Source organism: Micromonospora sp. BQ32 (genome assembly GCF_059358895.1).
The window spans coordinates 119,750-145,674 of the sequence record NZ_JCADBI010000003.1 but is presented as its reverse complement, the minus strand read 5'-3'; the positions used below and the strand labels follow the sequence as shown (position 1 = coordinate 145,674).

The following is a 25,925-nucleotide window of genomic DNA, read 5'->3' as shown; positions in this document are numbered from 1 at the left end:
GGTGGCCCGGCCGGCACTGATCCGACGCTGACCGGCTGCTGATCACCGCCGGGCAGGCTCGACGAGGTACGACGGCGACGGGCCACCGCCCGCGCCGGCACTGCTCACCAGGAAGGTTCCCCGTGGACCCCAGGATCAACGGATTCGACTACCGACGCGTCACCGTCGCCGACGGTGTGACGCTCAACGCCGCCGTGGGCGGTTCCGGGCCGGCGATCGTGCTGTTGCACGGCTTTCCGCAGACCCACCTCATGTGGCGGCACGTCGCGGCCGACCTGGCCGCCGACCACACGGTCATCTGCCCCGACCTGCGCGGCTACGGCGACAGCGACAAGCCCCTCGACACCGACGGCACCGGGTACGCCAAGCGCACCATGGCCGCCGACATCGTGGCGCTGGCCGGCGCGCTCGGTCACGACCGGTTCGCGTTGGCCGGGCACGACCGGGGTGCCCTGGTCGCGTTCCGCGCCGGCCTCGATCACCCGGCGGCGATCAGTCACCTGGCCCTGCTCGACGTGCTACCCACCCTGGACATGTGGGATGTGCTGCACGGCACCAGCGCCGCGGTCGCGTTTCACCTGTACCTGATGGCGCAGCCGCCCGGCCTGCCGGAAGAGCTGATCGCCGGCAGCCCGGACGCCTTCTTCGGTCACTTCCTGGACGTCTGGACCCGTGATCCGGAGGCCCTGCCGGCAACGGTGAGGGCCGCGTACCTGCGCGCGTCCCGCGAGGCGATCCCCTCGATCGTCGCCGACTATCGGGCATCAGCCGGGATCGACGTGGCCCACGATTCCGCTGACCGGGCGGCCGGCAACCAGCTGCGGATGCCGGTGACGGTGCTCCAGCAGGACTGGGGTGCGGCGCTGGGCTACGACGCGGCGGCGGTGTGGCGGGCCTGGGCACCGAACCTGGACCACCAGACGGTCAGCTGCGGGCACTTCATGGCCGAGGAGGCGCCGGCCGAGGTGCTCCGGGCGGTGCGCGCCCTGCTCGCCCGTTGATCCATCGGCGGCCCGGCCACCCCGCTGTCACCTTCGGCAAGATATCCGACACACCTTGTCACCGGATGACGCGGCGGCCGGGCCGCCGCGCTCCACCCCGCCCCACAGCCCGAAAACCAGTCAGTAATGGGCTTTGACCTGCGGGAATGCGCGTTACACCAGGTGGACGCCAACCGGTCATCGGTGATACACAGGCAGATATCGGCAGCCAACGACGTCGAGTCGCTCCCTCCTCTCGCCCAACGACCGTCCACAGGCAACGCACCCCTGGGCTTCGCCGCACGGACCGCAGCTCGACAGTCGCGACCCACCGAACGGCACTCGCCCACCGGCCGCTGCCGGACGCCGGTCCTCGACCAAGGAGTTGCCGTGGGAAACCTGCGTATCCGATCCCGCCACCAACCGTACGAGATCGCTGTCCTGGCCGCGGCAGCTCTCTGCGGCATTCTGATGATGACCCTCAACGTCCGGCCGACGTCCGTTCAGACGTCCATGCCGGCGCCCATCCAGGTCGCCTGGGAGTTGGGTCTGATCGCGGTGGGCGTGGGTGGGCTACTGGGCATCCTGTGGCCCGGCCGGCTCTCCACCGGGCTCGGCATCGAGCTCGCGTCGGTGCTGGTGCTCGGCACGATCACCGGCATGTACGCGGTAGCCCTGCTGGTCATGTCGGGCCCGAATTCCATCGTCGCGACGTCGTTCGTGATAGCGGTGACGGTCGGATCGCTCTGGCGTGCCGCGCAGATCGCCATCGATCTGCGTCGCCTGGCCCGAGCCTGCGAAATTGTCCCGTACGAACAGCTCCAGGCAGGTGTCACGTGATTACCGCACCCGCGCCAGCCGCACCGCCCTGGGTGCAGGTGACGCTCAGCGTGCTCGGCATCCTCGGCGGAGGCACCGGCCTTGCCGCGATCGCCACCGTCGTGGTGCAGCGGGGCAAGTTCAAGGCCGATGCCGCCGACACGCTCACCGAGGCCGCCCTCACCCTCGTGCAGCCGTTACAGACCCGGATCACCCAGTTGGAGGTCGAGGCGCTGAGCGCCCGGTCCGAGCTGGGCACGCTCCGCGAGCAGGTCAACCAGTTGCAGTTCGTGGTCCGAGTGCTCACTCGGACGCTGGATCGCTGGCGTGCCGCCATCCGGGCCCCTGACGCGACGTTGCGGAAGGTCCGCGCGACGGTGGCGGAGTCCGACCGGATTCCCGAGATGGATCGTTGACCGGCGGCGTGTCCCAGCGCTGCCCACCCCGCGGCCGGCAAGGCTCAGCCAGCACCGCGGAGGCGTTCGGTGAGGTCACGCACCGCCGCCCGGAACTCGGGGTCGGTCTCGCCCGGATGATGCGCCCGTAGCGGCGGCGCGGATCGCTCCCCCGGTGGCGACAGCAGGTCCGTGGGGTCCCGCAGCCGCCGGTCGACCCGGCCCGCCGGATCGGTCGGGTCCGGGGATGGATCGCCGGGCCGATGTGCGGCGAAGACCCAGCCGCCGACCGGGTCGGTGTCCCGCCAGAGGTTGAGCCACCGCCACTCGACCCGCTCCCCCACCTCACGCAGCACCTCCTCGTTGAGGTAGGCCGGAAAGAGCCGGGCGTACAGGCGGTCCAGCGGTGACCCGTAGGTGAGCAGCGCCACCCGTTGACGCACCCGCGGGGGCAGTCGCAGCACCGCGAGGGCCAGCAGCGCGGATCCGTGGCTGTGCCCGCAGAGCAACACCCCGTCGTGTCGCTCGGTCAGCTGACTGATCCGGTCGGCCAACTCGGGCACCGCCCGGTCGGCGTAGCTCGGTGGTGCGAACGGGTGCGCGGCGCGGGGCCAGAAGGTGCCCAGGTCCCACAGGATGCCGACGTGCCGGCGAAACCACGCGGTCCGATAGGCGAAGACACCACCGGCCAACAGCGTGAACAGCAACGCGGCGAGCAGGTAGGTGCCCCCGCTGAGCCCCATCTGGACGGCTCCGGCCGGCAGCCCTAACCACTGCCGCGCCAACTCCTCCGGTTCGCGCCCGGTACGCCCCAGCAGGCTCGTGATCAGTCCGACCACCGCGAGCGCCGCGTACGTGGCAGCCAGCAGACCCCACCACTCGGTGAACCGGGCCCGGGCAACGGTCTTCGTCGTCAGCCGCAACCGACCGACCGCCTCCGGCGGCACGACCGGGAAGTCGCGGCTGGTGATCGCCGCCGCCGCACTCCGTCGGCGCCGCAGGGACACGAGGGTCATCGCGCCGCACAGCAGTACCGCCGCGACCACGTGCAGGAAGAAGGCCAGCAGCGTCCAGCGATACGGCGACGGCGGGCCACCGTCAGCGCGGTAGCCACCGAGCAACTCCCCCGCCTGGTAGACGAGGCCGGCGGAGAGCGCGCCGGCCAGGCCGACCGCGAGGGCGGCGAGGACCGCCGCGCCCAGGCCACCCGGCAGCGCGGACCGGCCACCCACCCGAGGGCGCTGCCACAGCACCACCGCGCTGAGCAGCACCAGCAGCACCATCTGGCCGAACAGCGCCGCACCCGCGATCCCGCCGTAGCCGGGAAGCCCGGTCGTCGGCGACCAGTCACGCCGGTCGCCCGCCACGATGACGAGGGTCGCCACGCTCAGGCCGGCCGCCAGCACCCCCGCCGTTCGGGCGGTCCAGGTGGCCCTTCGCACGGTCGCCGCCCGGTCGATCATCCCCGGGGCGGCGAGCAGACCGACGCAGGCCAGCAACACCGCCGCGTTGAGCGCCAGCAGCAGCGTCGTGGAGAACGTCGCGCCGCCGGCGCGACGGGCCGTGAGCAGCACGACATTGAGTGCGGCGAGCGCGGCGGCGAGGTGGATCGCGCGCAGCCGGTGCACCAGCGGCTCCATGGCCCACAGTGGATTGTCGGCCGGGCCGGACCGACGGGCCCCGAGTAGGCGCAGGACCGCTATGGCGACGATCGGCAGGAGCGCCAGCGCGGCCAGCCGCTGCCCGACGTGCCGGCCGTCGAGCCCGCCCATCGTGTCGAAGGGCGCGCGGCAGCGGGCCGCGCCGAGACATCGCCAGGCGAGCAGGTCGAGGGCGACCCCAGCGATGGACACCACGTACAGCACGGTGAGGTTGAGCGCGATGAGCCGACACAGCACGCTGACCGCGGCGGCGCGGCGGCGGCCGGTGGGGCGCATCCACACGGCCACGTTGCTGAGCATGAACGGCAGCAGGAAAACCATGGCGAGGGTCCGGCCGACGGTGCCCGAGGGTAGGTCACCCCAGCGGTACGCCTCCAGCGTCAGCCCGTCCGGGCCGACGCCGTCCGACCGGGCGGCGCGGTGGAAACCCCCGCTGCCGTCGCCGGCGACCTGCCGGACCTGTGGCTGGTCGAGGATGACCGTCGGGTCCCGCCCGGACACGCCGTGCACCCGCAACTCCACCACGTCGCGTCGTCGCGGTTGGTCGCTGTGTTGAGGTCTTCCCTCAGGCATCGGCGGAGCTATCCGTCTCGCCGCTGGTCGGGTACGTCGCTCTCCCCGGACTGGCGGATGAACCGCCGCAGTCCCGGCATCGCGTCGAACAGGACGATCAGCAGCAGCACCCCGGCGACGACGGCGCTGTTGACCAGTTGCGGAGACCGCACGGTGGCCAGCCCGCACACGATGATGGCCGGCACACCGACCAGGCGCGCCCAGGGCCAGCTGCCGTCGACCACCGCCGCGAGCAGGATCCGGGCGGTCAGGAACAGCGCGGGGCCGATGACGCCCACGGTCATCTGCCCCGTGTCGTGTTCTTCCGGATGGTCGATCGTCATCTCCATGGCCACCGAGGTGGCCAGCACACCGGCGATCATGACGAGGTGCAGGTAGCCCGCCAGCAGCGTCAACTTGCTACCGGGCGGGCCCTCCGCCTCGATTCTGGCGCCCAGCCGCCCGCCGGCGGGCACCAGATAGAGCCGGGCGAGGGCCACTGCGGTCACGAACGCCAGGGCGAAGGCCACCGTGCTGTCCCGGTCCAGGCCGGACCCGCTGTAGGTGACGCCGGCGATCAGGATCAGCTCGCCCAGGGCGATGATGAAGATCTGTTGGTACCGCTCGGAGAGGTGTCTTCCGTTCACCTGGAGTTCCGGCCAGGTACTGCGTCCGAGCCGCGGGAACGGCCAGCGCAGCCGGGCCAGGGAGTACTCCAGCACGAGTGCCACCGCCCAGAGCGCCTCCCGGGCCGGGGCAACGGCCGCCCCGACCACCCAAAGCACGCCGGAGATCGCGAACCAGACCGCCACCCGCAGGCTGCGCACCTGTAGCGGGTGCCCCCGCAGGGCGGGGATCAGGATGGTCGCCCGACCCAGGTGGATGGCCACGTAGGCGACGGCGAACACCATGGCGTTGTCGTCGAACGCGGTGGGTACGGCCGCGGCCATCAGCAGGCCGCCGAACATCGTCCAGAGCAGCAGGGTGACGATCAGCGGGGCCCGGGGGTCGAACCAGTCCGCCGACCAGGCGGTCACGAACCACACCCACCAGAGCGCCGCCAACATCAGCAGCACCTCGAAGCCGCCGTTGAGGCTGGGGTCGTCGAGCAGCGCCCGGGACAACCGGGTCAGCGCGAAGATGAACGCCAAGTCGAAGAAGAGCTCCAGGAACGACGCCTTGCCCGGGTTCTCCCGCCGGAGCAGCAGCCGTCCCGGAAGCCTGCCCGCCATCGCCATCCTTCCCCGGCCCGCAGCTGCCACCGCCGCCCCAGTCGTACCACCCGGACTGCCGGGCCCGGGTCGGTTCCGCCGAGCCGGGCCGTCGTCGTCAGCGGCCGGTGGTGACGCCCGCGCTAGGAGATCAGGTCGGACGCCACGGTCCAGAGCCGCTCGGCGTTGCCCGGGTCGACCGCGTACGCGGCCACGCCGCTGTAGTCTGCCGGCCGCTCGGTGACGATCGGGGCCTCGGCGCAGTCCTCGAAGTAGCGACCACCGACGCCGTCCAGCAACGGTGACGCCGCGAGCAGCACCGAGGTCGCCGCGCCCTGCTGCGGGGTCTTCTGCCGTTCCTTGGGCGTACGCAGGCCGCCGGTGTGCTTCTGTAGGCCGGTGGCGATGGCGCCCGGGTTGAGCGCGTTGGCGTGGATGCCCTCGCCCGCCCAGCGGCGGGTGGCCTCCACGGCGAGCAGCGCCTCGGCGCTCTTGGACTGCCCGTAGGCCAGCAGCGGGTCGTACGGCCGGAAGGCGAAGTGCAGGTCGTCGAAGATCACCGGGGAGAAGAGGTTGCCGCTGGAGCTGACCGACACCACCCGGGCACCGCCGGCCGCGGCGAGGGCGTCGTGCAGGCCGACGGTCAACGCGAAGTGCCCCATGAAGTTGGTGGCGAACTGCATCTCCCAGCCCTCGACGGTGCGCTCCAGCTCGGGCAGCGCCATGATTCCCGCGTTGTTGACCAGGATGTGCAGCGGCTGGTCCCAGTCGGCGACGAACTGGCGTACCGAGGTCTGGTCGGCCAGGTCCAGCGCGCGGACGGTGACCCGTTCCGCGCCGATGCTGGCCGCGATGTCGGCGGCGGCCTGCTCACCCGCCGCGACCCGGCGGACCCCGAGCACGACCTCGGCGCCGGCGGCGGCGAGCGAACGGGCCGTCTCGACGCCGATACCGGCGGCGCCACCGGTGATGATTGCCCGCTTGCCGGTCAGGTCGACCCCGGCGATGACCTCGTCGGCGGTCGAGGCGAAACCGAAGGGGGTGGTGATGCGCTCGATCATTGCTGTCCCGTTTCTCGATCACGCTTACCCCGACACTGTCACCCCGGTGGCAGGTGCTAGCCGGTTCCCTGTTTTTCCTGGTAGTGGTAGGACCAGGCTGGGCGGCCGGTGGCGGCTCCTACGATGGGCGGGTGAGCACGGCCGGCCCGCTCGGCGAATACCTGCGTGCCCGGCGCGAGCTGATCGGGCCGGGTGACGTCGGGTTGCCCGCGCACGGCCGCCGGCGGGTGCCCGGCCTGCGGCGTGAGGAGGCGGCCCTGCTCGCCGGTATCAGCGCCGACTACTACCTGCGGTTGGAGCAGGGGCGTGACCGGCATCCGTCGACGCAGGTGGTCGAGGCTCTGGCCCGCACGCTGATGCTGGACGCGGACGCCGCGGCACACCTGCACGGCCTGGCCCGGCCGGTGCCGGCCCGCCGTGCGGCGCGACCATCGGAGCGGGTGCCGGTGGGCATCCGGCAGTTGGTCGGCTCGTGGGCCGAGACGCCCGCCTTCGTGCACGGTCGACACCTGGACGTGCTCTTCGCCAACCCCATCGCGACCGCGCTGGCGCCGATCTTCACCGCCGGGGTGAACCTGCTGCGCGCGGTCTTCCTGGATCCGAGCGTGCCGGCGCTCTACCCGGCTCTGACGGCGGTCGCCGCCAACGCGGTGGCGGGCCTGCGCGCACGCTACCGGTTGGCCGCCCGCTCGGCGACCACCACCGAGATTCCGTCGAGGACGCGTTGCAGACCGAACTCGAACGCGTACTCCGGGCCGTACGCGGCGCCGTGCTGCTGGCCGGCCGCGGTGCCGACCCGGGAGGCGGTCGGGTAGGCGCCGGCCGTCATGAACGTCTCCAGCCAGGGCGCGTGCGACTGCCACCACTGCCCGTCGGTCATGCCCGTCTCGCGCTCCAGGTCGACAATCTCGGAGGCGGCCCGCGCGGCGCTCTTCACGTGACCCAGCACGAGGGTGAGCACCGCGTCGACCTCGACGTCGGTGAGCCCGATGTCGACGATCGGGCTGAGCTCGTAGTCGTACTTGGCGATCAGGTTCGGGCCCAGCACCGGTCGGGTCGTCTCGGCCCGCAGCATCCAGGGATGCCGCTGGTAGAGCGCCAGATTGTCGCGGGCGATCCGCTCCAGCCGGGTACGCCAGTCGCCCTCGACGGCGGGGCGCGGCATCTCGCCGTACGCGGTGTCGACCATGACGGCGACGAGTTCGGCCTTGCCCGGCACGTAGGTGTAGACCGACATGGTGCCGACACCCAGCGCCTCACCGACCCGGCGCATGGTCAGCGCGTCGAGCCCCTCGGCGTCGGCGATGTCGATCGCGGCCCGGACGATCCGGTCGACGCTCAGCGCCGGACCGGCGCTGCGGCTGGTCGGCTCCCGGGTGCGCCAGAGAAGGGCCAGGCTGCGGGCCGGGTCCGCGGTCGCCTTGCGCTCACTCGCCATGGTGCGGCCATCCTAACAACGCCTCCGTACGCCGTACGTCCGCGCGCCCGCGCCCGTCTGCCCCGGCCAGGGTGGCCGCGGCGGGGTGGGTTTCCGGACCCCGCACCCGGTCGGCTGGTAGTGCTGGGCATACCCCGAAGAGTGGATCTGGACGGCTGGGGCACCGGGTCGCTCCCGATTAGCGTCTGCTGCATGACCACGGAACACCCTTCGCACCTGGCCGAGGCGCTGCGCCGCCGCCGCTGGCTGCTCTCCGCGTGGCCCTGGCGGGCGCTGGCCTACCTGGTGACCACCGTGCCGCTCGCCGGCGTGCTCGGCGTCGGGCTGCTCGTCATCGGCGCACCCCTGCTGGCCGCCGTCAACGGGCTCCGCCAGCACGGCCGACCGCCGGGCATCGCGCTGATGCTGTTCCTGGCGACCGGCAGCCTCATCCTGCTGGCGTTGGCCCCGATCGTGAGCTTCCCGGTGGCCGTCGTCGAGCGGTGGCGGGTCGGGCTCGTCGACGGTCGCCCGCTGGCCTCGTCGCCGTGGCCGGGCCTGGTCGCCCGCTACCGCAGCGCCGCGACCTGGCGGGAGGTGGCGTACCTGTTCTGGCTGGGCGGGTTCGCGCCGGTCGCGTACTGGGTGCTCCTGGTGCTGGTGCTGCTCGACCTCGGGATGATCTCCAGCCCCTGGCTCGCCGGCGACGCCAACCAGCCGGTGGTGATCTGGCAGCCGATCGACAGCACCGGCGAAGCCGTTCCGTACGCGATCGTGGGGGTGCTGCTGATCCCGGTGCTCTGGTACGTCACCGGTCTGCTCGCCGCCGTCCAGGCGGCCGTGGCCCGGTGGCTGCTGGCCCATCCGGTGGACGCGGCGGCGCTGCGCGAGGTCACCCGCTCCCGCACCCGGCTGGTCGGCGCGTACGAGGCCGAACGCCGCCGCATCGAGCGCGACCTGCACGACGGCGCCCAGCCCCGGCTGACCAGCCTCACCCTGCAACTGGGGCTGGCCCGGCTGGACGTACCCGAGGACTCCCCCGCCTCCCGACCCCTCGCCGTGGCGCACGACCAGGCCCGGGGCCTGATGGTGATGCTGCGACAGCTGGTGCACGGCATCCGCCCACAGAGCCTCACCGACCTCGGCCTGGCCGGGGCCGTACGCGAGCTGGCCGATGCCACCACCATCCCGGTCACCGTGCACACCGACCTGCACGACGAGCTGCCGGAGATCGTGGAGACCACCGCCTACTTCGTGGTCTCCGAGGCGCTGGGCAACGTCGCCCGGCACGCCCGGGCGACGCGCGCCGACGTACGCCTCACCCGGGCCGGCGGTGACCTCGTCGTCGAGGTGACCGACGACGGCCACGGCGGCGCCGACCCGGCCCGGGGCACCGGTTTGACCGGGCTCGCCGACCGGGTCGCCGCCGTGGACGGCCGGCTGCTGCTGTCCAGTCCGCCCGGCGGGCCTACCCTGGTCCGGGTGGAGCTGCCATGTCGTCGGTGACCCGGGTGGTGCTCGCCGAGGACGAGGTGCTGCTGCGCGAGGGTCTGGTCGCGCTGCTGACCCGCTTCGACTTCACGGTCTGCGCGGCCGTCGGCTCCGCGCCCGAACTGCTGGCGGCGGCCCGCGACCACCAACCGGACCTGGTGCTGACCGACATCCGGATGCCGCCGGGTCGCCGCGACGACGGGCTGCGCGCGGCCGTCGCGCTGCGCGCCGAGCGACCCCACCTCCCGGTCGTGGTGCTCAGCCAGTACGTGCAGACCGGGTACGCGGCGGCACTGCTGGACAGCGGCGACGGCCAACGGGTCGGCTATCTGCTCAAGGACCGGGTCGCCGAGGTCACCGAGTTCGTCGACACGCTGCGCCGGGTCGCCGACGGCGGCACCGCCATCGACCCGGACGTGGTCCGGCAACTTCTGCATCGCCCCCGCGACCCGCTCGCCGCGCTGTCGGCCCGGGAACGCGAGGTGTTGGCGCTGCTCGCCGAGGGGCGGTCCAACGCCTCGATCGCCGGCCGGCTGCACGTCAGCGAGGCGGCGGTCGGCAAGCACGTCGGCAACATCCTGCTGAAGCTCGACCTGCCACCCAGCGACGACACCAACCGCCGGGTGCTCGCGGTCCTCACCTACCTGCGCGCCGACCCGGTGAGCTGACCAGCGCCGGGCCGAGATCGGGCCCGACCGCCCCCGGCGTAGATTCTTCTCAGCGGTACCGACGCCAGGTCAGGGCGCGGACCAGGGAGACAAGGGGCACGGCATGGCGAAGGCGCTGCGGGTTGGTCTGCTGGGGTACGGGTTGGCGGGCCGGGTGTTTCACGCGCCGCTGATCGCCGCGACCCCCGGGCTGCGGCTCGACGCCATCGTGACCCGCGATCCGCAGCGGCGCGAGACGGCCCGACAGCACTTCCCGGACGCCCGCCTGGTCGACGACGCCGACGAGCTGTGGCGTACCCCGGACGCCCTGGACCTGGTCGTGGTCGCGACGCCGAACCGGCAGCACGTGCCGATGGCGCGCGCGGCGCTCGCCGCCGGCCTCCCGGTCGTCGTCGACAAGCCCCTCTCCCCGACCGCCGCGGAAGGCCGCACGCTGATCGACGAGGCGACCGAGCGTGGGGTGCCGCTGACGGTCTTCCAGAACCGCCGCTGGGACGGCGACTTCCTGACCGTCCGCCGCCTGGTCGAGCAGGGCGAGTTGGGGCAGGTGCTGCGCTTCGAGTCCCGGTTCGAGCGGTTCCGTCCGACGATCAAGCCGGGCTGGCGGGAGCTTGCCGGTCCGGAGGAGGCCGGCGGTGCTCTCTTCGACCTCGGCGCCCACCTCGTCGACCAGGCGGTGCAGCTGTTCGGCCGGGTCGACCGCGTCTACGCGGAGGTGGACCGTCGCCGCGCCGGCGCGGCCGTCGACGACGACGCCTTCGTGGCGTTGACCCACGCCAACGGGGTCCACTCACACCTGTGGATGGGCGCGGTGACCGCTCAACTCGGGCCGCGCCTGCGGGTGCTGGGCGACCGGGCCGGCTACACCAGCTACGGGCTGGACGTGCAGGAGGCGGCGCTGCACGACGGCGGCCGACCGGGCCAGCCGGGCTGGGGCGAGGTCCCGCCGGACCGCTACGGCCTGCTCGGCGTCGACGGTGACCTGCGGCCGGTGCCGACCGAGCCCGGCGCGTACCAGAGCTTCTACGCACAGGTGGCGGCTGCGCTGCGCGACGGCGCACCGATGCCGGTGGACCCACGGGACTCGGTCCGCACGGTCGAGTTGATCGAGCTGGCGCACCGGTCGGCGGCCGAGGGCGTGGTGCTGCCGGTCCCGACCGCCTGAGCGGGGCCTGACACCCGACCGGTCGGCACCTCCCACCACCCGGGCTCCTGACGCGTACGCGAAAACCAGTGGAGCGGCGCCGCCGTGCGCCGTTACCGTGCTGCGCAACCAGGTCGTCTAGGCAAGGACGTGCCGTTGTACACCCTGTGAGACCTCCCGAGAGCTGATCTGTCGCGCGTCGCGCAGCTGCGCCGCGCTCCTTTTTGCTGCGGACTTCTCACTGAAACCGGTGTACCTCTGTGCTCAATCATTGGGCCGTCGTGCCCACCTGCCTGCCCATCGTTCGCCGCCGTTGCCCCGCGTGCGCGTCCCACCGCCTTCGGGCGAGCGGCAAGTTCCGCGTCAACGCCAACCACAAACTCCTCGACGTCTGGCTTCTCACGCTCTGCACCGGGTGCGGGGAGACGGCGAAGCTCACCGTCCTGGAACGAATGACCGTGCGCTCCATCCCACCCGAACTGCTGGACCGGCTCCATGCCAACGACCCCGGCCTGACCGCCGAACTGCTTCAGGACCCGGTCGTCCAGCACCGAAACCGATTCGTCCTGGACTGGGACAACGCCTGGCGTCTCGACACCGGCGGATCGGTTCACCTGGACCTCGACGTGATCGACGTCGCGGTCCGCAACGCGGCACGGATCCCGGTCCGGCCGACGCGACTGATCGCTGACGGTTGCGGTCTGTCGCGGGGCGAGGTCGACCGACTGATCACGGAGGGGAAGGTCGTTTCGGCGGTCCGGTTGAGCGGCAAGCTCTCCGGGGACTTCACCTTCACGCTGAAGCGCTGACCCGCCATCGGGGCCTGTCCGGCAGGACGCCGGGCAGGCCCTGTTGGCAGCGGTTTCGTGAAAGCGCGGGGTCGGACCGCCTCCAACACCGCAATGTCATGGAAGTCGAGTGGGCCTTGCCTACTGTCCGGCATTGGCGCTTCTGGCAGACGTTGCTTCCGTCATGCGTCAGAAGCGGTGACCGGTGAGCTGGACGTCGTCGGCGGCTGAACCGCTGAGCGCTTTCGGCGGACCAACGTACCGAGCGCCGGGCCGGTCGGCGGGCGCGCCGGGCTGGAGCCCGGGAGCGTTGCCGACCCGGCCCGGTGCCGGATCAGCGCTGCTTCAGCTCGCGCCAGGATGGGTGGGTGCCGCGCCAGGCGTCGGCGAGGATGGCCGCCGAGGCCCGGCTTGGGCACTGCTGCACCCGCTCACGACCCGACGCCCCACCGATCTGGGCGCGGACCTCCCAACCCTGCCCGTCAGTACGGATGTACACGTCCCGGCGCCCGCGCGGGGTCGTGTCTCCGTTCCACCAGTGTTCCTCCACCTTCATTCGCCGACCGTATAGCAATTCCCGCGCCGAGGGTACGGCGCAGGTATGCCCGGACCGGGGCAAGGGCGACATTCCCGGCGCATTTCGGCCCAACCGTTGGCGGTTCGAAACCATAACGGGCGGTTCTCCCGCTCCTGACTTGCAAATCAGGAACCCCCACTCTGCCCCCACCCCGCAACTCCCGCCGCCGACCTCCGTTGATCAAGAGGTTCGCGTCACGAATCGCGGTCCCGCTGACGCGAACCTCTTGATCAACACGAGAGGGCGGGCGGCGGTCAGGTTTGGGTGGTCAGGAGGTAGTCGTCGGCCTCGGGGCTCCAGCGCAGGTCCAGTACGCCGGCGGTGGCGGCGGCCTTGCAGAACTGCAGGAAGCTGCGGTAGCCGAGCTTCTTCTCGCTGAAGTCCGGACGCGCCCGACGCACCTGGTTCTTCAACCCGGACAACGCCACCGGGTTGCCGCCGCTGCCCAGATCCGCCACGACACCCCGGAGCAGGCCGAACGCCACCTCGCGGTCGCCGTGCTCGGGCAACGAGACCTCGGGGTCACCCTTCGCCGGGCCCTCGCCCAACTCGATCACGTTGCGCTCGGCGAGGTGACGCAGCAGTTCGCCGAAGGTGCGGAAGCCGTAGTCGGACTCGCTGAACGTCGGGTCCTTGCGCAGCAGGGTGCGCTTGAGTCGGGAGGCGGTGACCTCGCCGTTGGCGCTGCCCTGCAAGCCGGCGACCGACTGGGCCACGAGCACGGCGAGAGCGTCCACGTCCCGGCCGGGCTCCTCCCCCGCCGGCCGGCGATCCACCTCCGGCTCGTGCTCCCGCTCCGGCTCGGGTGGGCGCTGCTCGGCGCCGGCCGGCCGGGTGGCGGGACGCGCGCGTCGGCCCCGGGCCGGCGGGATGTCCACGCCCTCCAGCCGGTCGTAGTAGAGGAACTCGTCGCACGCCGGGGGTAGCAGCCCCGAGGTGGACCCCTCGACCCCGACCCCGATGACCCGCTTGTTCAGCTCGCGCAGCTTGTGCACCAGCGGGGTGAAGTCGCTGTCGCCGCTACAGATGACGAAGGTGGAGATGTAGTCGCGTTCGAACGCCAACTCGATCGCGTCGACGGCCATCTTGATGTCCGCGGCGTTCTTCCGGGACGCGCCCATCCGCTGCGGGATCTCGATCAGCTCCACGTGGGAGCGGGTGAGCATCCGGCGGTCCTCGTCGAAGTAGGACCAGTCGGCGTACGCCCGGCGGACCACCACCCGACCCCGTTCGGCCAGCGCGTCGGCGATGGGCCGGAAGTCGAAGGCCGCGCCACCGCGATGGTCGCGGGCGCCCAACGCGAGGTTCTCGTAGTCGAGGAAGAGGGCAATCCGGTCTTCTTGATCCACGCGGATCAGCCTACGCCCGGCGTGAGCTGGTCGGGGCGGGCGACGCGCGACACCTCAACTCGACGACCGTCCATTTCTTGCGGCCTGATAGTCGTCTAATTTCGTTGTTCGATAGGCGTCTTGCAGTGCCATGTCTGGTGCTGCATCATGACGATCAATGTCGGGCGTCGGGGGAGCGCCGGGCGGACCTCCACCACCACCCACCCAGGAGGGTCACCGATGTTTCGCAGCCTCATGCCGGCGCGGGGACGCCCCGGCCGGCCCGGCGGCACCGCCGTCGCGCTCGCGGCCGGTCTCGCCGTGCTGGTCGCCGGGCCCACCGTGGCCGCCGCCAGTCCACCCGCGTCCGCCGGCGCGCAGCCGGTGGTCACCCGGGCCGCCCTCGATCCGGCGCTGGTCGCCGGACGGGGCGCGGACGTCGACTTCCTCGAGCAGGAAGCGGAGAACGCGCGCACCAACGGCGAGATCATCGGGCCGGATCGGTCCGCCTACACACTGCCCGCGGAGGCCTCCGGCCGCCGGGCGGTCCGGCTCACCCCCGGGGAGTACGTGGAGTTCGTCCTGCCCAGCGCGGCGAACGGGATCACCGTGCGGTACAGCATCCCGGACGCGCCGCAGGGTGGTGGGATCACCGCGCCGCTGCGGGTCGCGGTCAACGGCAAGCACCTGCGCACCATGACGCTGACCTCGCAGTACTCGTGGCTCTACAACCAGTACCCGTTCACCAACGACCCGCAGGCCGGGCTGCTGCACCCGGACTGGTGGATCACCGAGTGCCAGTGCGTGCCGTCGGCCACCACGCCGTACCCGAGCATCAACAAGCCGTTCCGGCCCACCCACTTCTACGACGAGCAGCGGCTGCTGCTCGGGCGTACCTACCGGGCCGGCGACAAGGTCCGGCTCACCGCGCCGCCCGGTAGCGCCGCCGCCTGGACCGTCATCGACCTGCTCGACTCCGAGTTGGTCGCGCCGCCGCACGTCCGGCTGCTCGCGGCGAACGTGCTCGCCTTCGGCGCCGACCCCACCGGCCGGCGGGACTCCGCCGACGCGCTGGACCGGGCCATCGCCTTCGCCCGGCGCGCCCACCTCAAGGTGTACATCCCACCGGGCACCTACCAGGTCAACCGGCACATCATCGTCGACGACGTGACCATCGAGGGCGCCGGCAACTGGTACACCATCATCAAGGGCCGCGAGGTCGCCCTGCCGACCCCCGCGCCGGACGGCTCGGTGCACACCGGAGTCGGGTTCTACGGTCGGGACGCCGCCGACGGCGGCAGCCGTAACGTGCACCTCTCCGGCTTCGCCATCGAGGGCGACGTGCGGGAGCGCATCGACACCGACCAGGTCAACGCGATCGGCGGGGCGATGAGCGACTCCACCATCGACGGGCTCTACCTGCACCACACCAAGGCGGGCCTGTGGTTCGACGGCCCGATGCGCAACGTCCGCGTCACCAACAACACCATCGTCGACCAGATCGCCGACGCGCTCAACTTCCACACCGGCGTGACCGACTCCCTCGTGTCGCACAACTTCGTCCGCAACACCGGAGACGACGGCCTGGCGATGTGGTCGGAGAAGACGGCCAACGCGCGGAACACGTTCGACCACAACACCGTGCAGTCACCGACCCTGGCCAACGGCATCGCCATCTACGGCGGCACCGACACCACCGTCTCGCACAACCTGGTCGCCGACCCGGTACGCGAGGGCAGCGGCCTGCACGCCGGGGCCCGCTTCGGCGCGGAGCCGTTCACCGGGCACCTGCGGTTCACCAACAACACCACCGCCCGCGCCGGCACGTACGAGCTGAACTGGAACATCGGCTTGGGCGCGATCTGGGTCTTCGCGCTGGATCGCAGCATCGAGGCGCCCATCGAGGTGACCGGCGACGCGTACCTGGACAACACGTACAACGCGATCATGCTGGTCAGTGAGTGGCCGGTGAAGGATCTCTACTCGATCTCCGACGTGCGGTTCCGGGACGTCCGGGTGGACGGCACCGGCACCTCGGTGGTCAGCGCCCGCGCGGCCGGGTCCGCCTCGTTCGCCAACGTGGACGCCCGCAACGTGGGCGCGGTCGGCGTCAACAACTGCGGATCGTTCCACTTCACCCCGGCCGGTTCGGAGTTCACCCTGACCGACCTCGGCGGTAACGACGGCGGGTGGCTCGCGCCGTGGCTGCTGCCCAACACCATCACCTGCGACGACCGGCCACCCGTGTCGCCGCCCCCGCCTCCGGCGCAGTGGTGAGAGCGGTGGGCGGCCCGAGAGAGTCGGGCCGCCCACCGCACACCCAGATCAGCGCGTCCTGGCGTACGCCAGCGGCACGGTCGTCGACTGACCGTCCCACCGGCCGCTCAGCGTGCCCCCGGCCAACCGATCGGCCCCGACCCCCGGCCGGCGCACGACGACCAGCTCGACGGTGTCGGTGTCGATGAGCGTGCGGTCCTCGTCGACCACCCGTCGCACCGCGCCGACCACCGGCATCTGGGCGTCGGCGGCGCCGTCGACGACGACCGTCACCGTCGGCTCACGCACCTCCCGCCGGCCGTCAACCTCGAAGTACTGCTCCGCCTGGCCGCTGCCGGTGAGGATCGCGTGGGCGAGCGCGGCGGCGTACACCGGGTCGACGCAGCCGTCGTACACCCAGCGCCAGCCGAGCACCGAGTGCTCGGTGGTGCCGACCAGCCAGCCGTCCGCCCCCTCCAGGGGCGCGGCACGGTAGGTGAGCGGAACATGGTGGACCGGCCCGTCGGCGGCGCCGACCAGCATCGTCTCGATGCCGACCTCGCCGGCCGGGTCGTCGAAGCGGTAGCCGCCTCGGCTCACCAGCTCGACGCCGGCCGGCCCGCCGAACCACTGTCGGTCGGGCAGCCAGCTCGCCAGCAGGTCCAGCTTCGTGGGGCGCAGGGTCGCCTTGTGCAGCAGTGCCATGACGGCAGCCTAGTCAGAGGCCCGCGCAGGGTTGCCCGCCGATCGTGCAGCTCTCCGGTTCCCGGGCCTTCGGCCGGCTGTCGCGGACGTCGAAGCTGATCGTCTGGGATTCCCCGGCCGCCACGGCGGATCCGGTGAAGGTGATCGCCCGTCCGTCCTGTCGCCAGTTCGCGCCGTCGACGTCGTCGACGGTGGTGCCTTCGGCGAGGGTGACCACCACGGCCCAGTCCGCCACCGGCGCGCCGCTGGGGTTGCCGACCACGATCTCGCCGGTGTAGCCGAACAGTCGGCTGGAGTCGGTCTCGTAGCGGGCCACCATGGGCGCCGGCGGCGGGGGTGGCGCAGCCGACGTGGGCGTCCGCGAGGGCTTCGCCGACGGGGTCCGGCTCGGGCGGGTGGTCGCCGACGCGGTGGCCCGCGAGGGGCGCGCCGAGGGGGTTGCCGTGGGCGCGACGGTGGTCGTGCCGGCCGTCTCGGTCGGCGACACGGTGGTTGTCGGTGCGGGCGCGGCGGCCGGCTTCGAGTCGGGCGGCAACGTCACCCATGCCGCCGTCCCCGCCACCAGCACAGCCCCGGCGGCCACGGCTACCAGCGTGCGACGCCGACGGGGGTTGCGGCCGGCCCGGCCGCGGACGCCGATCAGCGGCAGTTCCGCGGTCATCCCACCGTCGGCGCGGCGCAGGTCGACCTGCTGGAAGGCGAGCCAGTCGAGGATGGCCGGCAGCCGTACGGTCAGCGCCTGCCGGAGCTGTTGCTCGCGCGGCTCGTGCTGCTCGGCGGACCACGCGCCGTGCGTGCTGACCTCCCGCAGCTCCAACCGGCAACCCTGCTTCGTGGCCGTGACCGTGCAGGTCAGCTCGCTGAGCCGGCCGGCCTCGTCGCAGGCCAGCACGAGGAGGTCCGGTTCCTGCCGCTCCGTCACCTCGACCTCGACGTTGGCCTCGAAGCCGGGCAGGCCGGCCGTGTGCAGCAACATCCGGTCCGGTACGCCCTCGACCGTCTCGGCCTCGGCGAACCAGCGGCCGAGCAACTCCCGATCGGTCAGCGCGCGCCAGACTCGCTCAGCCGGGTGGGACAGCTCGACCTGCGCACCGATCTCAATCACGGCGAGACTCTAACGGGTTGCCCGTCGGCCCTGTTCCGCCCGCCCGAGCCGGTTGCCGGCGCCCTGGTCAGCCCCAGCGGCTGGACCGCTCGGCCACTGTGGCCAGCGCGGCCCGGGCGCCGGCACTGACCTCGGCGACCACCTGCGCCGCCGGCAGGTCCTTGGCCAGCGGGTGCGCCTGCCCGGCCCACAGGTTGGCCACCGATGCGTCCCCGTCCCGTCGGGCGGCGGCAAGCAGTGGACGCGTCAGGTGCAGCACCTGGGGGTAGCCGCGCGGTGCCACCGCGTCGTGCTGGCGCAGGAAGTCGTTGGCCACCCCACGGGCCCGCTTGCCGGTGTACGACCGGGTCAACGCGGTCGGCGTGGCGCTGGCCACCGCCGCCCGGTGCATCGGCGAGCTGCCCGCCTCCGGGCAGCGCAGGAAGGCGGTGCCGAGTTGCGCGGCGGCGGCGCCGGCGGCCAGCACGGCGGCCACCCCGGGACCGTCGACGAGGCCACCCGCGGCCACCAACGGCCGGTCACAACGGGCGGCGGTCAGCCGGAGCAGCGGCAGCAGCCCGTAGTCGTCGTCGTCCGGCAGGCCGCCGCGATGCCCACCGGCCTCGGTGCCCTGCACCACCACCGCGTCCACACCCAGCTCGGCGGCGGCGGTCGCGGCCTCCGGGCGGGTGACGGTTGCCCACACCTCGGTGCCCCGCTCGCGCAGGGCGGTCACCGCCGCCCGGTCGGGCAGCCCGAACACGAAGGACACGACCGGGACCGGGTCCGCGAGCAGCGCGGCCAGCTTCTCCGGGTACGCGTCGTCGCCGTTCACCGGCTCGCCCAGGCTCACCCCGCGCTGCGCGGCCTGCGGGGCGAGCCGTTGGGCGTACGCCTGGATGGCGGCCTCGTCGACGCCGCCGAGGTCGGGCAGGAAGAGGTTGACGCCGAACGGCCGATCGGTGCCCGCGCGGACCTCGGCGACGTCGGCGACCAGCCGGCCGGTGTCGATCATTCCGGCGGCGAGGAAGCCCAGCCCACCCGCGGCGGACACGGCGGCCACCAGCGTGGGCGTGGACGGGCCGCCAGCCATCGGGGCGGCGATGATCGGGTGGCGCAACGTGGACAGGACGGACATCCCCCCATCCTGCCGCAGGCCCGGTCCGCTCACCGACGCACGGTGTGCCTCCACCGCAGCACGCCGGCCAGCCCGAGCAGGGCCAGCAGTGTTCCCGCGCCGACCGCCAGCGGCCAGGTTCGTCCACCCACGCCGCCACCGACCTCCCCGGCGGCCGGTCGGACCGCCGTGGGCGACACCGGGTCAGCGGACTCCGTGGAAGGCGCGGCGGTGGCCGTGGTGGCGGTGGCCGGGTAGCGCAGGATCGTCGGGCGGGTGCCGGCTGGTTGACCGGCGGACTCGGAGACGGTGAGCAACGACCGGCCGTCGCGGCTGTAGGTGATCGACTCGCCCTGGGGCTCGTCCGGCAACGGGGTGATCCGCGGGGCGCCGGTGGTCAACGCGCGGACCACGTCGCCGTCGGGCACGTCGTACTCGAAGGCGTCGGCGTAGCTGCGCAGCACCACCCGTCCTCCGTCCGGGGCGCTCGCCGCGCCGGTGATCACCCCGCGCCCCAGGAACGAGAACGGGTTGCTGGTCGTGGTCGACGGCACTGTCACCTGGCCGAGCGCGGTCAGCGGCGTCGTCGCGTCCGACCGCAACGCGGTGGTCGGCGCGTACAGGAAGACGGTGCCGCTGCCGCCCTTGGTGACGACCAGCGGCCGGCCGGACGCGTCGAGCAGCAGCGCCTCGGCGTCGTGCGGACGGTCCGGGTAGCTCATCCGGTGCAGCACCGGCTGCTCCGCCCCCGGCGCGAGCCGCCACACGCCGATCGTCGGCCGGGAGCGGTCGTTGTCGCCGATGTCGGCGACCCAGACGGTGCCGTCCCGGCCGATGGCCAGGTCCTCGGTGTCCCGGGGCCGGGACGGGAAGGAGACGGTACGCGCCACCGCGCAGCGCTGGTCGAGGAAGAAGATCCGGCGGCGGGCCTCGTCGTCGGCCCCGTCGTTGATCACCACGTACCCGTCGTCGGTGGCGACCATCCCGGAGATCTCGCGGAGCCGGTCGTCGCGCACCTGGCAGACGGGCGTCCCCGCCGTCGCGCCCGCCGTGGCGGCACCCGGCGCCAGCACCACGGCCGGTGGCAGCACGCCGGCCAGCAGCGCGGTCAGCACCGCCCCCGCCCGAGCACGCCGCCCCCAGGTCAACCGTCCGCGTACCCGCATCGCCCACCCTCCTCGTCGCGGCCGTGACCGGCCACCCGCCCATCCTGGCCGATCCCGGCCACCGGCGGCGGTCATCCGGGGGACGCGCCCGGACCCCTGGTCGATGTACTGTCGCTCCGCCTGATTCTGAAGCTGGAGGGTGGCCATGTCCGTGAGCGACACCGCGCCGGCCAACCGGTTCGGACGGCGTCTGCTGCGCCGCCTCGGCCGCCCGGCCGGTGGCGCCGCCGTCGCCTGGGTGCCGCTCGCCGCGGTCATCTGCGGTCTCTTCACCGGCGCGTTGGCCAGCCGGGCCGCCTGGGAGACGTCTCGACCGCAGCCCGACCGGGCCGAGGCCGGCGCCATCCTGACTGAGGTCTTCCCCGGCCACGACCTCGACGAGATCGACACCCCGCCGGCGCTCTTCGTCGTCTACGGGCACGCGCTGCGCCTGGGGACCGTCAAGACCCTGTTGTTCGGTGACGGCGGCGAGTATCAGGAGAGCGCCACCGGCGCCGTCGCCCTCGGCGCGCCGCCGGTGCCCGCCGAGCAGATCGTCACGGTGGCCCGGGAGCGCCTGACCGGTGCCGGCTGGCAGGTGTACGACCCACAGGTGTCCGACGGCGTCAGTTGTGCGGACAAGATGTGCGCCACCCCGCAGGCGATCACCGACACCGCGCTGACCGCCCGACGGGGCGACACCGTCCTGAACGCCTCGATCTCCTCGCAGACCGCCGTCGACGCCAGCTACCTCTCGGTCGAGCTGCACCGCGCGCCGCCGCCCCTGGTGGTCCCCGCCGGGGTGCTCGGCACGGTGCTGGGCGCGGTGGCCGGTTGGGTGGTCTTCGGCTGGGTCAGCCGACGCATCGCGGGACGCCGTCGCCGCGGCGCGGTGCACGGCCTGATCGGTGTGGCCACGGTGCTGTGGTGGCTGCCCGTGCTGTTCAGCGTCCCGTCCCTGCTGTGGCACCACCTTGGCGAGCCGCACCCCGCCTGGCACCCGTACTGGGAGTGGCTGGGCCAGCCGACCGCCTCGTTGTTCTTCCTGGTCGGCGCGGTGTGCGTGCTGCTGGCGCTCGGGCTGGCCGCCGGAACGCGCCGGGGCACCACAGCCGAGGAGACGACCGACTGACCGTCGAGGGTTACCTGTCGGTGCGGAGACCGGTACGGTCCGAGATGTCCACGGTCACGGCAGACCCGGACGAGGGCGCCCCCGCCGGGCCCGACGCCCGGCACCGCCAAGCCGACCGGCACAGGGAAGGGGCGCAGGGTGCGGATCAGAGCGGGGTTGTGCGTCGCGGCGCTGGTCACGGCGGGGCTGACGGTCGCCTCACCGGCCGCCGCCACACCGGCCGCCCCGGTGGCCAGCGCCACCGTGGTGCCGATCCAGGTCACCGGTGATCCGGCGACGCGGTTCAACCTGGTGCTGCTGGGCGACGGTTACACCGAGGCCGACCTGCCCACCTTCCGAGCACACGTGGACCGGCACCTCAACACCCTGTGGACGATCGAGCCGTTCAAGTCCTACCGCAGCTACTTCAACGTCTACGCCGTCGAGATCGTCTCGGCCGAGTCCGGGGTGGACTGCGATCCCGGCCTGTCCGCGCCGCAACGCGACACGGCGCTGGGCATGGGGTTCTGGGGTGGTTGCAACCCGGCGAGCGTGCAACGCCTGCTCACCGTCGACGGCACCGCCGCGAACGCGTACGCCGACCTGGCCGTCGGCAGCAACGCCGGCAACCGGCAGTTGATCGCGCTGGCCAACAGCGGCACCTACGGTGGGGCTGGCGGCAGCAACGCCACCGCCTCCGGCGGCAACGCGCTCTCCGCGTTGATCAGCCCGCACGAGCTGGGGCACTCGCTCGGTGGCCTGCAGGACGAGTACGACTACTACGGCCGCGGGGTGCCGGGCGACACCTACAGCGGGCCGGAACCGGACTCGGTGCACCACACCGTGCTGACCGAACGGCAGATGCGCGACACCCGGGCCAAGTGGTGGCGCTGGCTGGGTGAGCCGAGCGAGTCGGGCGGGACGATCGGCCGCTACGAGGGCGGCCTGTACCTCCAGCGTGGGGTGTGGCGACCGAGCCGACACTCGATGATGAAGTCGCTGGGCTTCTACTTCGACCAGGTCGGCCGGGAGCGGATGACCGAACGGATCGCCGCCCGGGTCGGCATCGTGCAGGGCGGCACGGCCACCGAGCAGACGGTTGGCGCGGACCGACTGCTCTGGGTGGACACCCTGCACCCGGTGAGCCACGCGTTGACCGTCACGTGGTCGGTGGACGGCCGGGCGGTGCCGCGCACCGGCAACACCCGCCATCTGGACCTGCGGAAACTGCGGCTCTCCCCCGGCCGGCACACGGTGACCGCCACGGTGACCGACCCGACGGAGTTCGTCCGCGACCCGGCGGTCCGCCGCTCCCCCGCGCTGACCCAGACCCGCACGTGGACCGTGGACACCGCGGTGCGTACCTCTGTGGTGGAGTCGCCGCTCGCGATCACCGCGGCCACCGCGACCGACCGGCCGGTCGGCGCGCACGACGTGGTGTACGTGCGGACCAACCAGCCCACCGATCGGGCGCCGCGGGTGCGCTGGACGCTCGACGGCCGGCCGGTGGCCGACACCGGCACCGACCGGGACGTGGACCTGGGTGCCCTGCGCCTGTCGCGAGGCACCCACCGGCTGACCGCCCGGGTCAGCGACCCGGGCACCGACAAGGCGGTGACGCGTTCCTGGACGGTCGACGCCACACGGCCCAACGTGGCGTACGCCCTCTCCGAGCCGCTGCTCACCGTCACCCGGCCCGGCCGACCCACCGAGTACGTGTACAACGGCCCGTTCACCATGGGGCTGACCGGCACCGACGACGGCAGCGGCCAGGTCACCTCGGAGTTCCGGCTCGACGGCGACGGGTGGCACAACTACTACGGCTGGCCCACCGACGCCCGATCGCCGTTCCTGTTCACCGCCACCGGCACCGACGTGGACGGCCTGGTCTACGGCAACCTCGGCACCGGCGGCCTGTCCGTGTCCCCGTTCGCTGAGCGGTCTCCCGGGTACGGCCGGCACACCATCGAGTACCGGGGCATCGACGCGGTCGGCAACATCGGGTCGGCTCGCGCGTTCGTGGCCACCCTGATCCCGCCACCACCGGCCTGCACCACCGTGGTCACCGGCCGACACGCCGGCCCGCTGACCGTCACCGCCGGTGTCACCTGCCTGCGCTCGGCCACCGTGACCGGCCCGGTCACCGTCACGCCCGGCGCCGCCCTGGTCGCCCAGGGCTCCTCGATCGCCGGAATCCTGGCGGCGTCCGGCGCCACCGCCGTCGAGTTGCTGAACACCGAGGTACGCGGCGCGGTGGTGCTGACCGGCACCACCGACCACGTCACGGTCGTGGGGACGCGGGTGGCTGGGCCGCTGGCGCTGACCGGTACCGCATCGGCGCCCATCCTCGCCGGCGGCCAGGTGGGCGCGCTGGCCTGCTCGGGCGGCCCGGCCCCGGTCGACCTGGGGGCACCCACCCGGGTGCACAATCCGGCCGCGGGCCACTGCCGCCGGGCATGACGCCGACGGCGTGCCGCCAGACCGCTCAAGATCCGCGCAGATACCGGGAAGGGGCTGCTGTGGAGGCGGCACGTTCCCGGAGACCGCCCAGACTTTGACCAGCCTGGCGGCCTGAGTACGGCGGTGGCGGGTAGGCAGCGGCCCGGCGGCATGTCGACACCCGCCGGGTGGGAGGCTCCGATGAGCACGTACCGGGACGAACAGGGCAGCACATTTCCTCCGCCGGAGGCGGATGCCCTTGAGCAACGACAGGACGCGTTCGACGTCGGGCCGCCGGACCGGGTGTCGGGTGACGTGGACCCGGAGGCGGCCGAGGCCGACCTGGCCGAGCAGGGCGCCTTCCCGGCGGGCACCCTCGAGGAGGTGACGTCGCTGCCGGCCGACGCCAACCCGGCGGACGCGCTCGAACAGCGTCAGGAGATCCCGGCCCGCGACGAGGGGCGCCGCACCTGACCACACCCGCCCCGCTGGCCTGGCTGGCTCACCGCAAAGGCGGCAACCGCCACCACGCGGCCGGCCACCCACGCGGGCCCGGCCCGACATGGTCTCCAACGCCTTATACCTGTGAGTCATGAAAATGACTCACAGGTATAAGGCCCGTGAGGATGTCCGGGCGCAGGCAGCCACCTCGTTCTGAGAGAACTCAGGAGCCTATGCAACATCTCTGGGGACCTGCCGTGTAGTCATAGTGTGAAGGTGTCAGCATTCCCACCGGACGGCTCCGGGTTCGAGGCGTTTGTACAACAGAGCGCTCCCGGGCTCCTGCGTCTAGGCCACATCCTGACGCTGGACCGAACCGCTGCGGAAGACCTCGCCCAGGAAACCCTCATTCGCGTCGGACTCGCCTGGTCAAGGCTGCGCTCGGACGGGAATCCCGTCGGTTATGCCCAGCGCACCATGGTCAATCTTTTCCTCAACGAGCGACGACGTCGCAGGCCGATGCTGACTGACAAGATCCCGGAAACGCCACGCGAGGACATCGCACTGGCCGCGGTGGACTCGATTGCTGCGGTCCGGCAGATCCTCGCGACCCTGCCGCCGAAGCAGCGGGCGGCGATCGCTCTGCGATACGTGGCTGATCTGACGGACGACGAGATCGGCCGCCTGCTGGGGTGCACCCCAGCGACCGTGCGGTCTCAACTCTCCCGAGGCATGTCCAGCCTCCGTGCGACCATGAAAGCAGAAGGGTGATCCTGGTGGCCGAGAACCCCACCGACGAACTAGCCATCCTGAACAAGGGGGACTTCTCCCTTCCAGTCACCGACGCGTTCATTACCGGGGTGCATCGAGGCATACGCAGGCGCCGGGTTCTACGTGCCGCAGCGGCAGGCGGCGCAGTGGCCGCGACAGCCGTTGCCGCTGCATTCGTAGTCACGCTGACAGGACCGGCCCATCTCGCCTCTCCTCCCAGCTCGACCACTGATTCGATCGCGGCCGCCTCGCCGACCGTAGCTGCGGACCCGATCCACGAACCGCTCGATGGCTACCGTGTCACTTTCGTGCCCGACGGACTCCGGGTCGGTGTTCCAGGCAACGGATCTGATACTTACGCAGTGTCCGAGGACCAGTTGCACAACGACGGCTCCGTGCCCGCGTCGGAACATCCGACCGCCGCAACGACACTGCGTACATATGTGCTGCCCAATGGTGGCAATTGGCTAGACATCTCGGTGCTACGTCCGGAACGGACGACAGCTGAGGCTGATCGAGACCAGGTCACCGAATGGCTGACCGGATGGGCCATCAAGGGTGCCGAGGTGATCGATACTTACGACGTTCCGGCTGGCCGAGCCCAGCTCACCAAATTCGTGGGTGCTGAGGTCACAGCCCACAATGTGGTGATCACAACGCCAAACGGTGTGGTGATCGTCGTCGGAGGAAACGGGAATGTGCCAGTTGCGGACTTGAAGGCAGTGGCCGCAGGCGTCCTACCTCAGTAACCAACATGTGGAGGC

At 72.2% G+C, this 25,925-nt stretch carries 23 protein-coding genes and 1 pseudogene; 14 read left to right on the top strand and 10 right to left on the bottom strand.

Going from position 1 to position 25,925, the window contains the following annotated elements; genetic code table 11:
• The first annotated feature begins 122 nt into the window (after window positions 1–122).
• From AC5L30_RS07665 to AC5L30_RS07655, 3 genes are all read left to right on the top strand, one after another.
• Window positions 123–1,001, top strand: coding sequence for an alpha/beta fold hydrolase (locus AC5L30_RS07665; protein ID WP_494866213.1), 879 nt, complete (start codon window positions 123–125; stop codon window positions 999–1,001).
• Window positions 1,002–1,370: 369 nt separating this feature from the next.
• Window positions 1,371–1,820: a hypothetical protein gene (locus AC5L30_RS07660; protein WP_494866212.1), complete on the top strand. Its 450-nt coding sequence runs from the start codon at window positions 1,371–1,373 to the stop codon at window positions 1,818–1,820.
• Window positions 1,817–2,215, top strand: coding sequence for a hypothetical protein (locus AC5L30_RS07655; protein WP_494866211.1), 399 nt, complete (start codon window positions 1,817–1,819; stop codon window positions 2,213–2,215). Before AC5L30_RS07660 ends, AC5L30_RS07655 begins: the two co-directional genes overlap by 4 nt.
• Window positions 2,216–2,259: 44 nt before the next feature.
• Here the strand turns inward: AC5L30_RS07655 and AC5L30_RS07650 are convergent, their stop codons facing one another.
• The 3 genes from AC5L30_RS07650 to AC5L30_RS07640 all read right to left on the bottom strand — a co-directional run bounded on the left by AC5L30_RS07650 (window position 2,260) and on the right by AC5L30_RS07640 (window position 6,679).
• On the bottom strand, window positions 2,260–4,428 hold the full coding sequence (locus AC5L30_RS07650) for a hypothetical protein (RefSeq protein WP_494866210.1): 2,169 nt from the start codon (window positions 4,426–4,428) through the stop codon (window positions 2,260–2,262).
• Between the two features lie 8 nt (window positions 4,429–4,436).
• The gene (locus tag AC5L30_RS07645; protein WP_494866209.1) at window positions 4,437–5,639 is read right to left on the bottom strand and encodes a low temperature requirement protein A; all 1,203 of its coding nucleotides are present in this window, start codon (window positions 5,637–5,639) and stop codon (window positions 4,437–4,439) included.
• Between the two features lie 122 nt (window positions 5,640–5,761).
• A complete protein-coding gene (locus tag AC5L30_RS07640) occupies window positions 5,762–6,679 on the bottom strand; it encodes an SDR family NAD(P)-dependent oxidoreductase (RefSeq protein ID WP_494866208.1) in 918 nt (305 codons plus the stop codon).
• A 53-nt stretch (window positions 6,680–6,732) separates the two neighbouring features.
• Here AC5L30_RS07640 and AC5L30_RS07635 point away from each other — a divergent pair.
• Window positions 6,733–7,320: pseudogene (locus AC5L30_RS07635) on the top strand (MmyB family transcriptional regulator); the annotation flags it as partial.
• A 29-nt stretch (window positions 7,321–7,349) separates the two neighbouring features.
• On the opposite strand, the gene AC5L30_RS07630 reads toward AC5L30_RS07635, so the two are convergent.
• A complete protein-coding gene (locus tag AC5L30_RS07630; RefSeq protein WP_494866207.1) occupies window positions 7,350–8,117 on the bottom strand; it encodes a TetR/AcrR family transcriptional regulator in 768 nt (255 codons plus the stop codon).
• Window positions 8,118–8,309: 192 nt separating this feature from the next.
• Here AC5L30_RS07630 and AC5L30_RS07625 point away from each other — a divergent pair, with 192 nt between their 5' ends.
• From AC5L30_RS07625 to AC5L30_RS07610, 4 genes are all read left to right on the top strand, one after another.
• Window positions 8,310–9,602 carry a sensor histidine kinase gene (locus AC5L30_RS07625; protein WP_494866206.1) on the top strand — a complete coding sequence of 431 codons (1,293 nt, stop codon included), beginning with the start codon at window positions 8,310–8,312 and terminating at the stop codon, window positions 9,600–9,602.
• Window positions 9,590–10,255, top strand: a complete 666-nt coding sequence (locus AC5L30_RS07620) for a response regulator transcription factor (protein ID WP_494866205.1) — start codon at window positions 9,590–9,592, stop codon at window positions 10,253–10,255. The genes AC5L30_RS07625 and AC5L30_RS07620 overlap by 13 nt, the downstream gene beginning before the upstream one ends.
• A 103-nt stretch (window positions 10,256–10,358) precedes the next feature.
• The gene (locus tag AC5L30_RS07615) at window positions 10,359–11,420 is read left to right on the top strand and encodes a Gfo/Idh/MocA family oxidoreductase (protein ID WP_494866204.1); all 1,062 of its coding nucleotides are present in this window, start codon (window positions 10,359–10,361) and stop codon (window positions 11,418–11,420) included.
• 239 nt (window positions 11,421–11,659) lie between these two features.
• Window positions 11,660–12,208 carry a DUF1062 domain-containing protein gene (locus tag AC5L30_RS07610; RefSeq protein WP_494866203.1) on the top strand — a complete coding sequence of 183 codons (549 nt, stop codon included), beginning with the start codon at window positions 11,660–11,662 and terminating at the stop codon, window positions 12,206–12,208.
• A 313-nt stretch (window positions 12,209–12,521) separates the two neighbouring features.
• On the opposite strand, the gene AC5L30_RS07605 is transcribed toward AC5L30_RS07610, so the two are convergent.
• Window positions 12,522–12,743 (bottom strand): hypothetical protein, encoded by a 222-nt coding sequence (locus tag AC5L30_RS07605; RefSeq protein WP_030335934.1) that lies wholly within the window; start codon window positions 12,741–12,743, stop codon window positions 12,522–12,524.
• A gap of 275 nt (window positions 12,744–13,018) precedes the next feature.
• Window positions 13,019–14,113 (bottom strand): NYN domain-containing protein, encoded by a 1,095-nt coding sequence (locus tag AC5L30_RS07600; RefSeq protein WP_494866202.1) that lies wholly within the window; start codon window positions 14,111–14,113, stop codon window positions 13,019–13,021.
• Window positions 14,114–14,332: 219 nt separating this feature from the next.
• Between AC5L30_RS07600 and AC5L30_RS07595 the strand changes: the two genes are divergently transcribed.
• Window positions 14,333–16,369, top strand: coding sequence for a glycosyl hydrolase family 28-related protein (locus tag AC5L30_RS07595; RefSeq protein ID WP_494866201.1), 2,037 nt, complete (start codon window positions 14,333–14,335; stop codon window positions 16,367–16,369).
• 48 nt (window positions 16,370–16,417) lie between these two features.
• Here the strand turns inward: AC5L30_RS07595 and AC5L30_RS07590 are convergent, their stop codons facing one another.
• The 4 genes from AC5L30_RS07590 to AC5L30_RS07575 all read right to left on the bottom strand — a co-directional run bounded on the left by AC5L30_RS07590 (window position 16,418) and on the right by AC5L30_RS07575 (window position 20,420).
• Window positions 16,418–17,053: a CG0192-related protein gene (locus AC5L30_RS07590; protein ID WP_494866200.1), complete on the bottom strand. Its 636-nt coding sequence runs from the start codon at window positions 17,051–17,053 to the stop codon at window positions 16,418–16,420.
• Between the two features lie 13 nt (window positions 17,054–17,066).
• Window positions 17,067–18,158: an SRPBCC domain-containing protein gene (locus tag AC5L30_RS07585; RefSeq protein ID WP_494866199.1), complete on the bottom strand. Its 1,092-nt coding sequence runs from the start codon at window positions 18,156–18,158 to the stop codon at window positions 17,067–17,069.
• A 67-nt stretch (window positions 18,159–18,225) separates the two neighbouring features.
• Window positions 18,226–19,275 (bottom strand): NAD(P)H-dependent flavin oxidoreductase, encoded by a 1,050-nt coding sequence (locus AC5L30_RS07580; RefSeq protein ID WP_494866198.1) that lies wholly within the window; start codon window positions 19,273–19,275, stop codon window positions 18,226–18,228.
• 29 nt (window positions 19,276–19,304) lie between these two features.
• Window positions 19,305–20,420, bottom strand: a complete 1,116-nt coding sequence (locus AC5L30_RS07575; RefSeq protein ID WP_494866197.1) for a hypothetical protein — start codon at window positions 20,418–20,420, stop codon at window positions 19,305–19,307.
• A gap of 151 nt (window positions 20,421–20,571) precedes the next feature.
• Between AC5L30_RS07575 and AC5L30_RS07570 the strand changes: the two genes are divergently transcribed.
• The 5 genes from AC5L30_RS07570 to AC5L30_RS07550 all read left to right on the top strand — a co-directional run bounded on the left by AC5L30_RS07570 (window position 20,572) and on the right by AC5L30_RS07550 (window position 25,910).
• Window positions 20,572–21,531, top strand: a complete 960-nt coding sequence (locus tag AC5L30_RS07570; RefSeq protein ID WP_494866196.1) for a hypothetical protein — start codon at window positions 20,572–20,574, stop codon at window positions 21,529–21,531.
• A 138-nt stretch (window positions 21,532–21,669) separates the two neighbouring features.
• Window positions 21,670–23,970, top strand: coding sequence for a M64 family metallopeptidase (locus AC5L30_RS07565; protein ID WP_494866195.1), 2,301 nt, complete (start codon window positions 21,670–21,672; stop codon window positions 23,968–23,970).
• Window positions 23,971–24,150: 180 nt separating this feature from the next.
• Complete coding sequence (locus tag AC5L30_RS07560; RefSeq protein WP_494866194.1) at window positions 24,151–24,423, top strand: hypothetical protein; 273 nt, start codon at window positions 24,151–24,153, stop codon at window positions 24,421–24,423.
• 237 nt (window positions 24,424–24,660) lie between these two features.
• Window positions 24,661–25,161 (top strand): SigE family RNA polymerase sigma factor, encoded by a 501-nt coding sequence (locus AC5L30_RS07555; RefSeq protein WP_494866193.1) that lies wholly within the window; start codon window positions 24,661–24,663, stop codon window positions 25,159–25,161.
• Window positions 25,158–25,910, top strand: a complete 753-nt coding sequence (locus AC5L30_RS07550; RefSeq protein ID WP_494866192.1) for a hypothetical protein — start codon at window positions 25,158–25,160, stop codon at window positions 25,908–25,910. The genes AC5L30_RS07555 and AC5L30_RS07550 overlap by 4 nt, the downstream gene beginning before the upstream one ends.
• The last annotated feature ends 15 nt before the right edge of the window (window positions 25,911–25,925 follow it).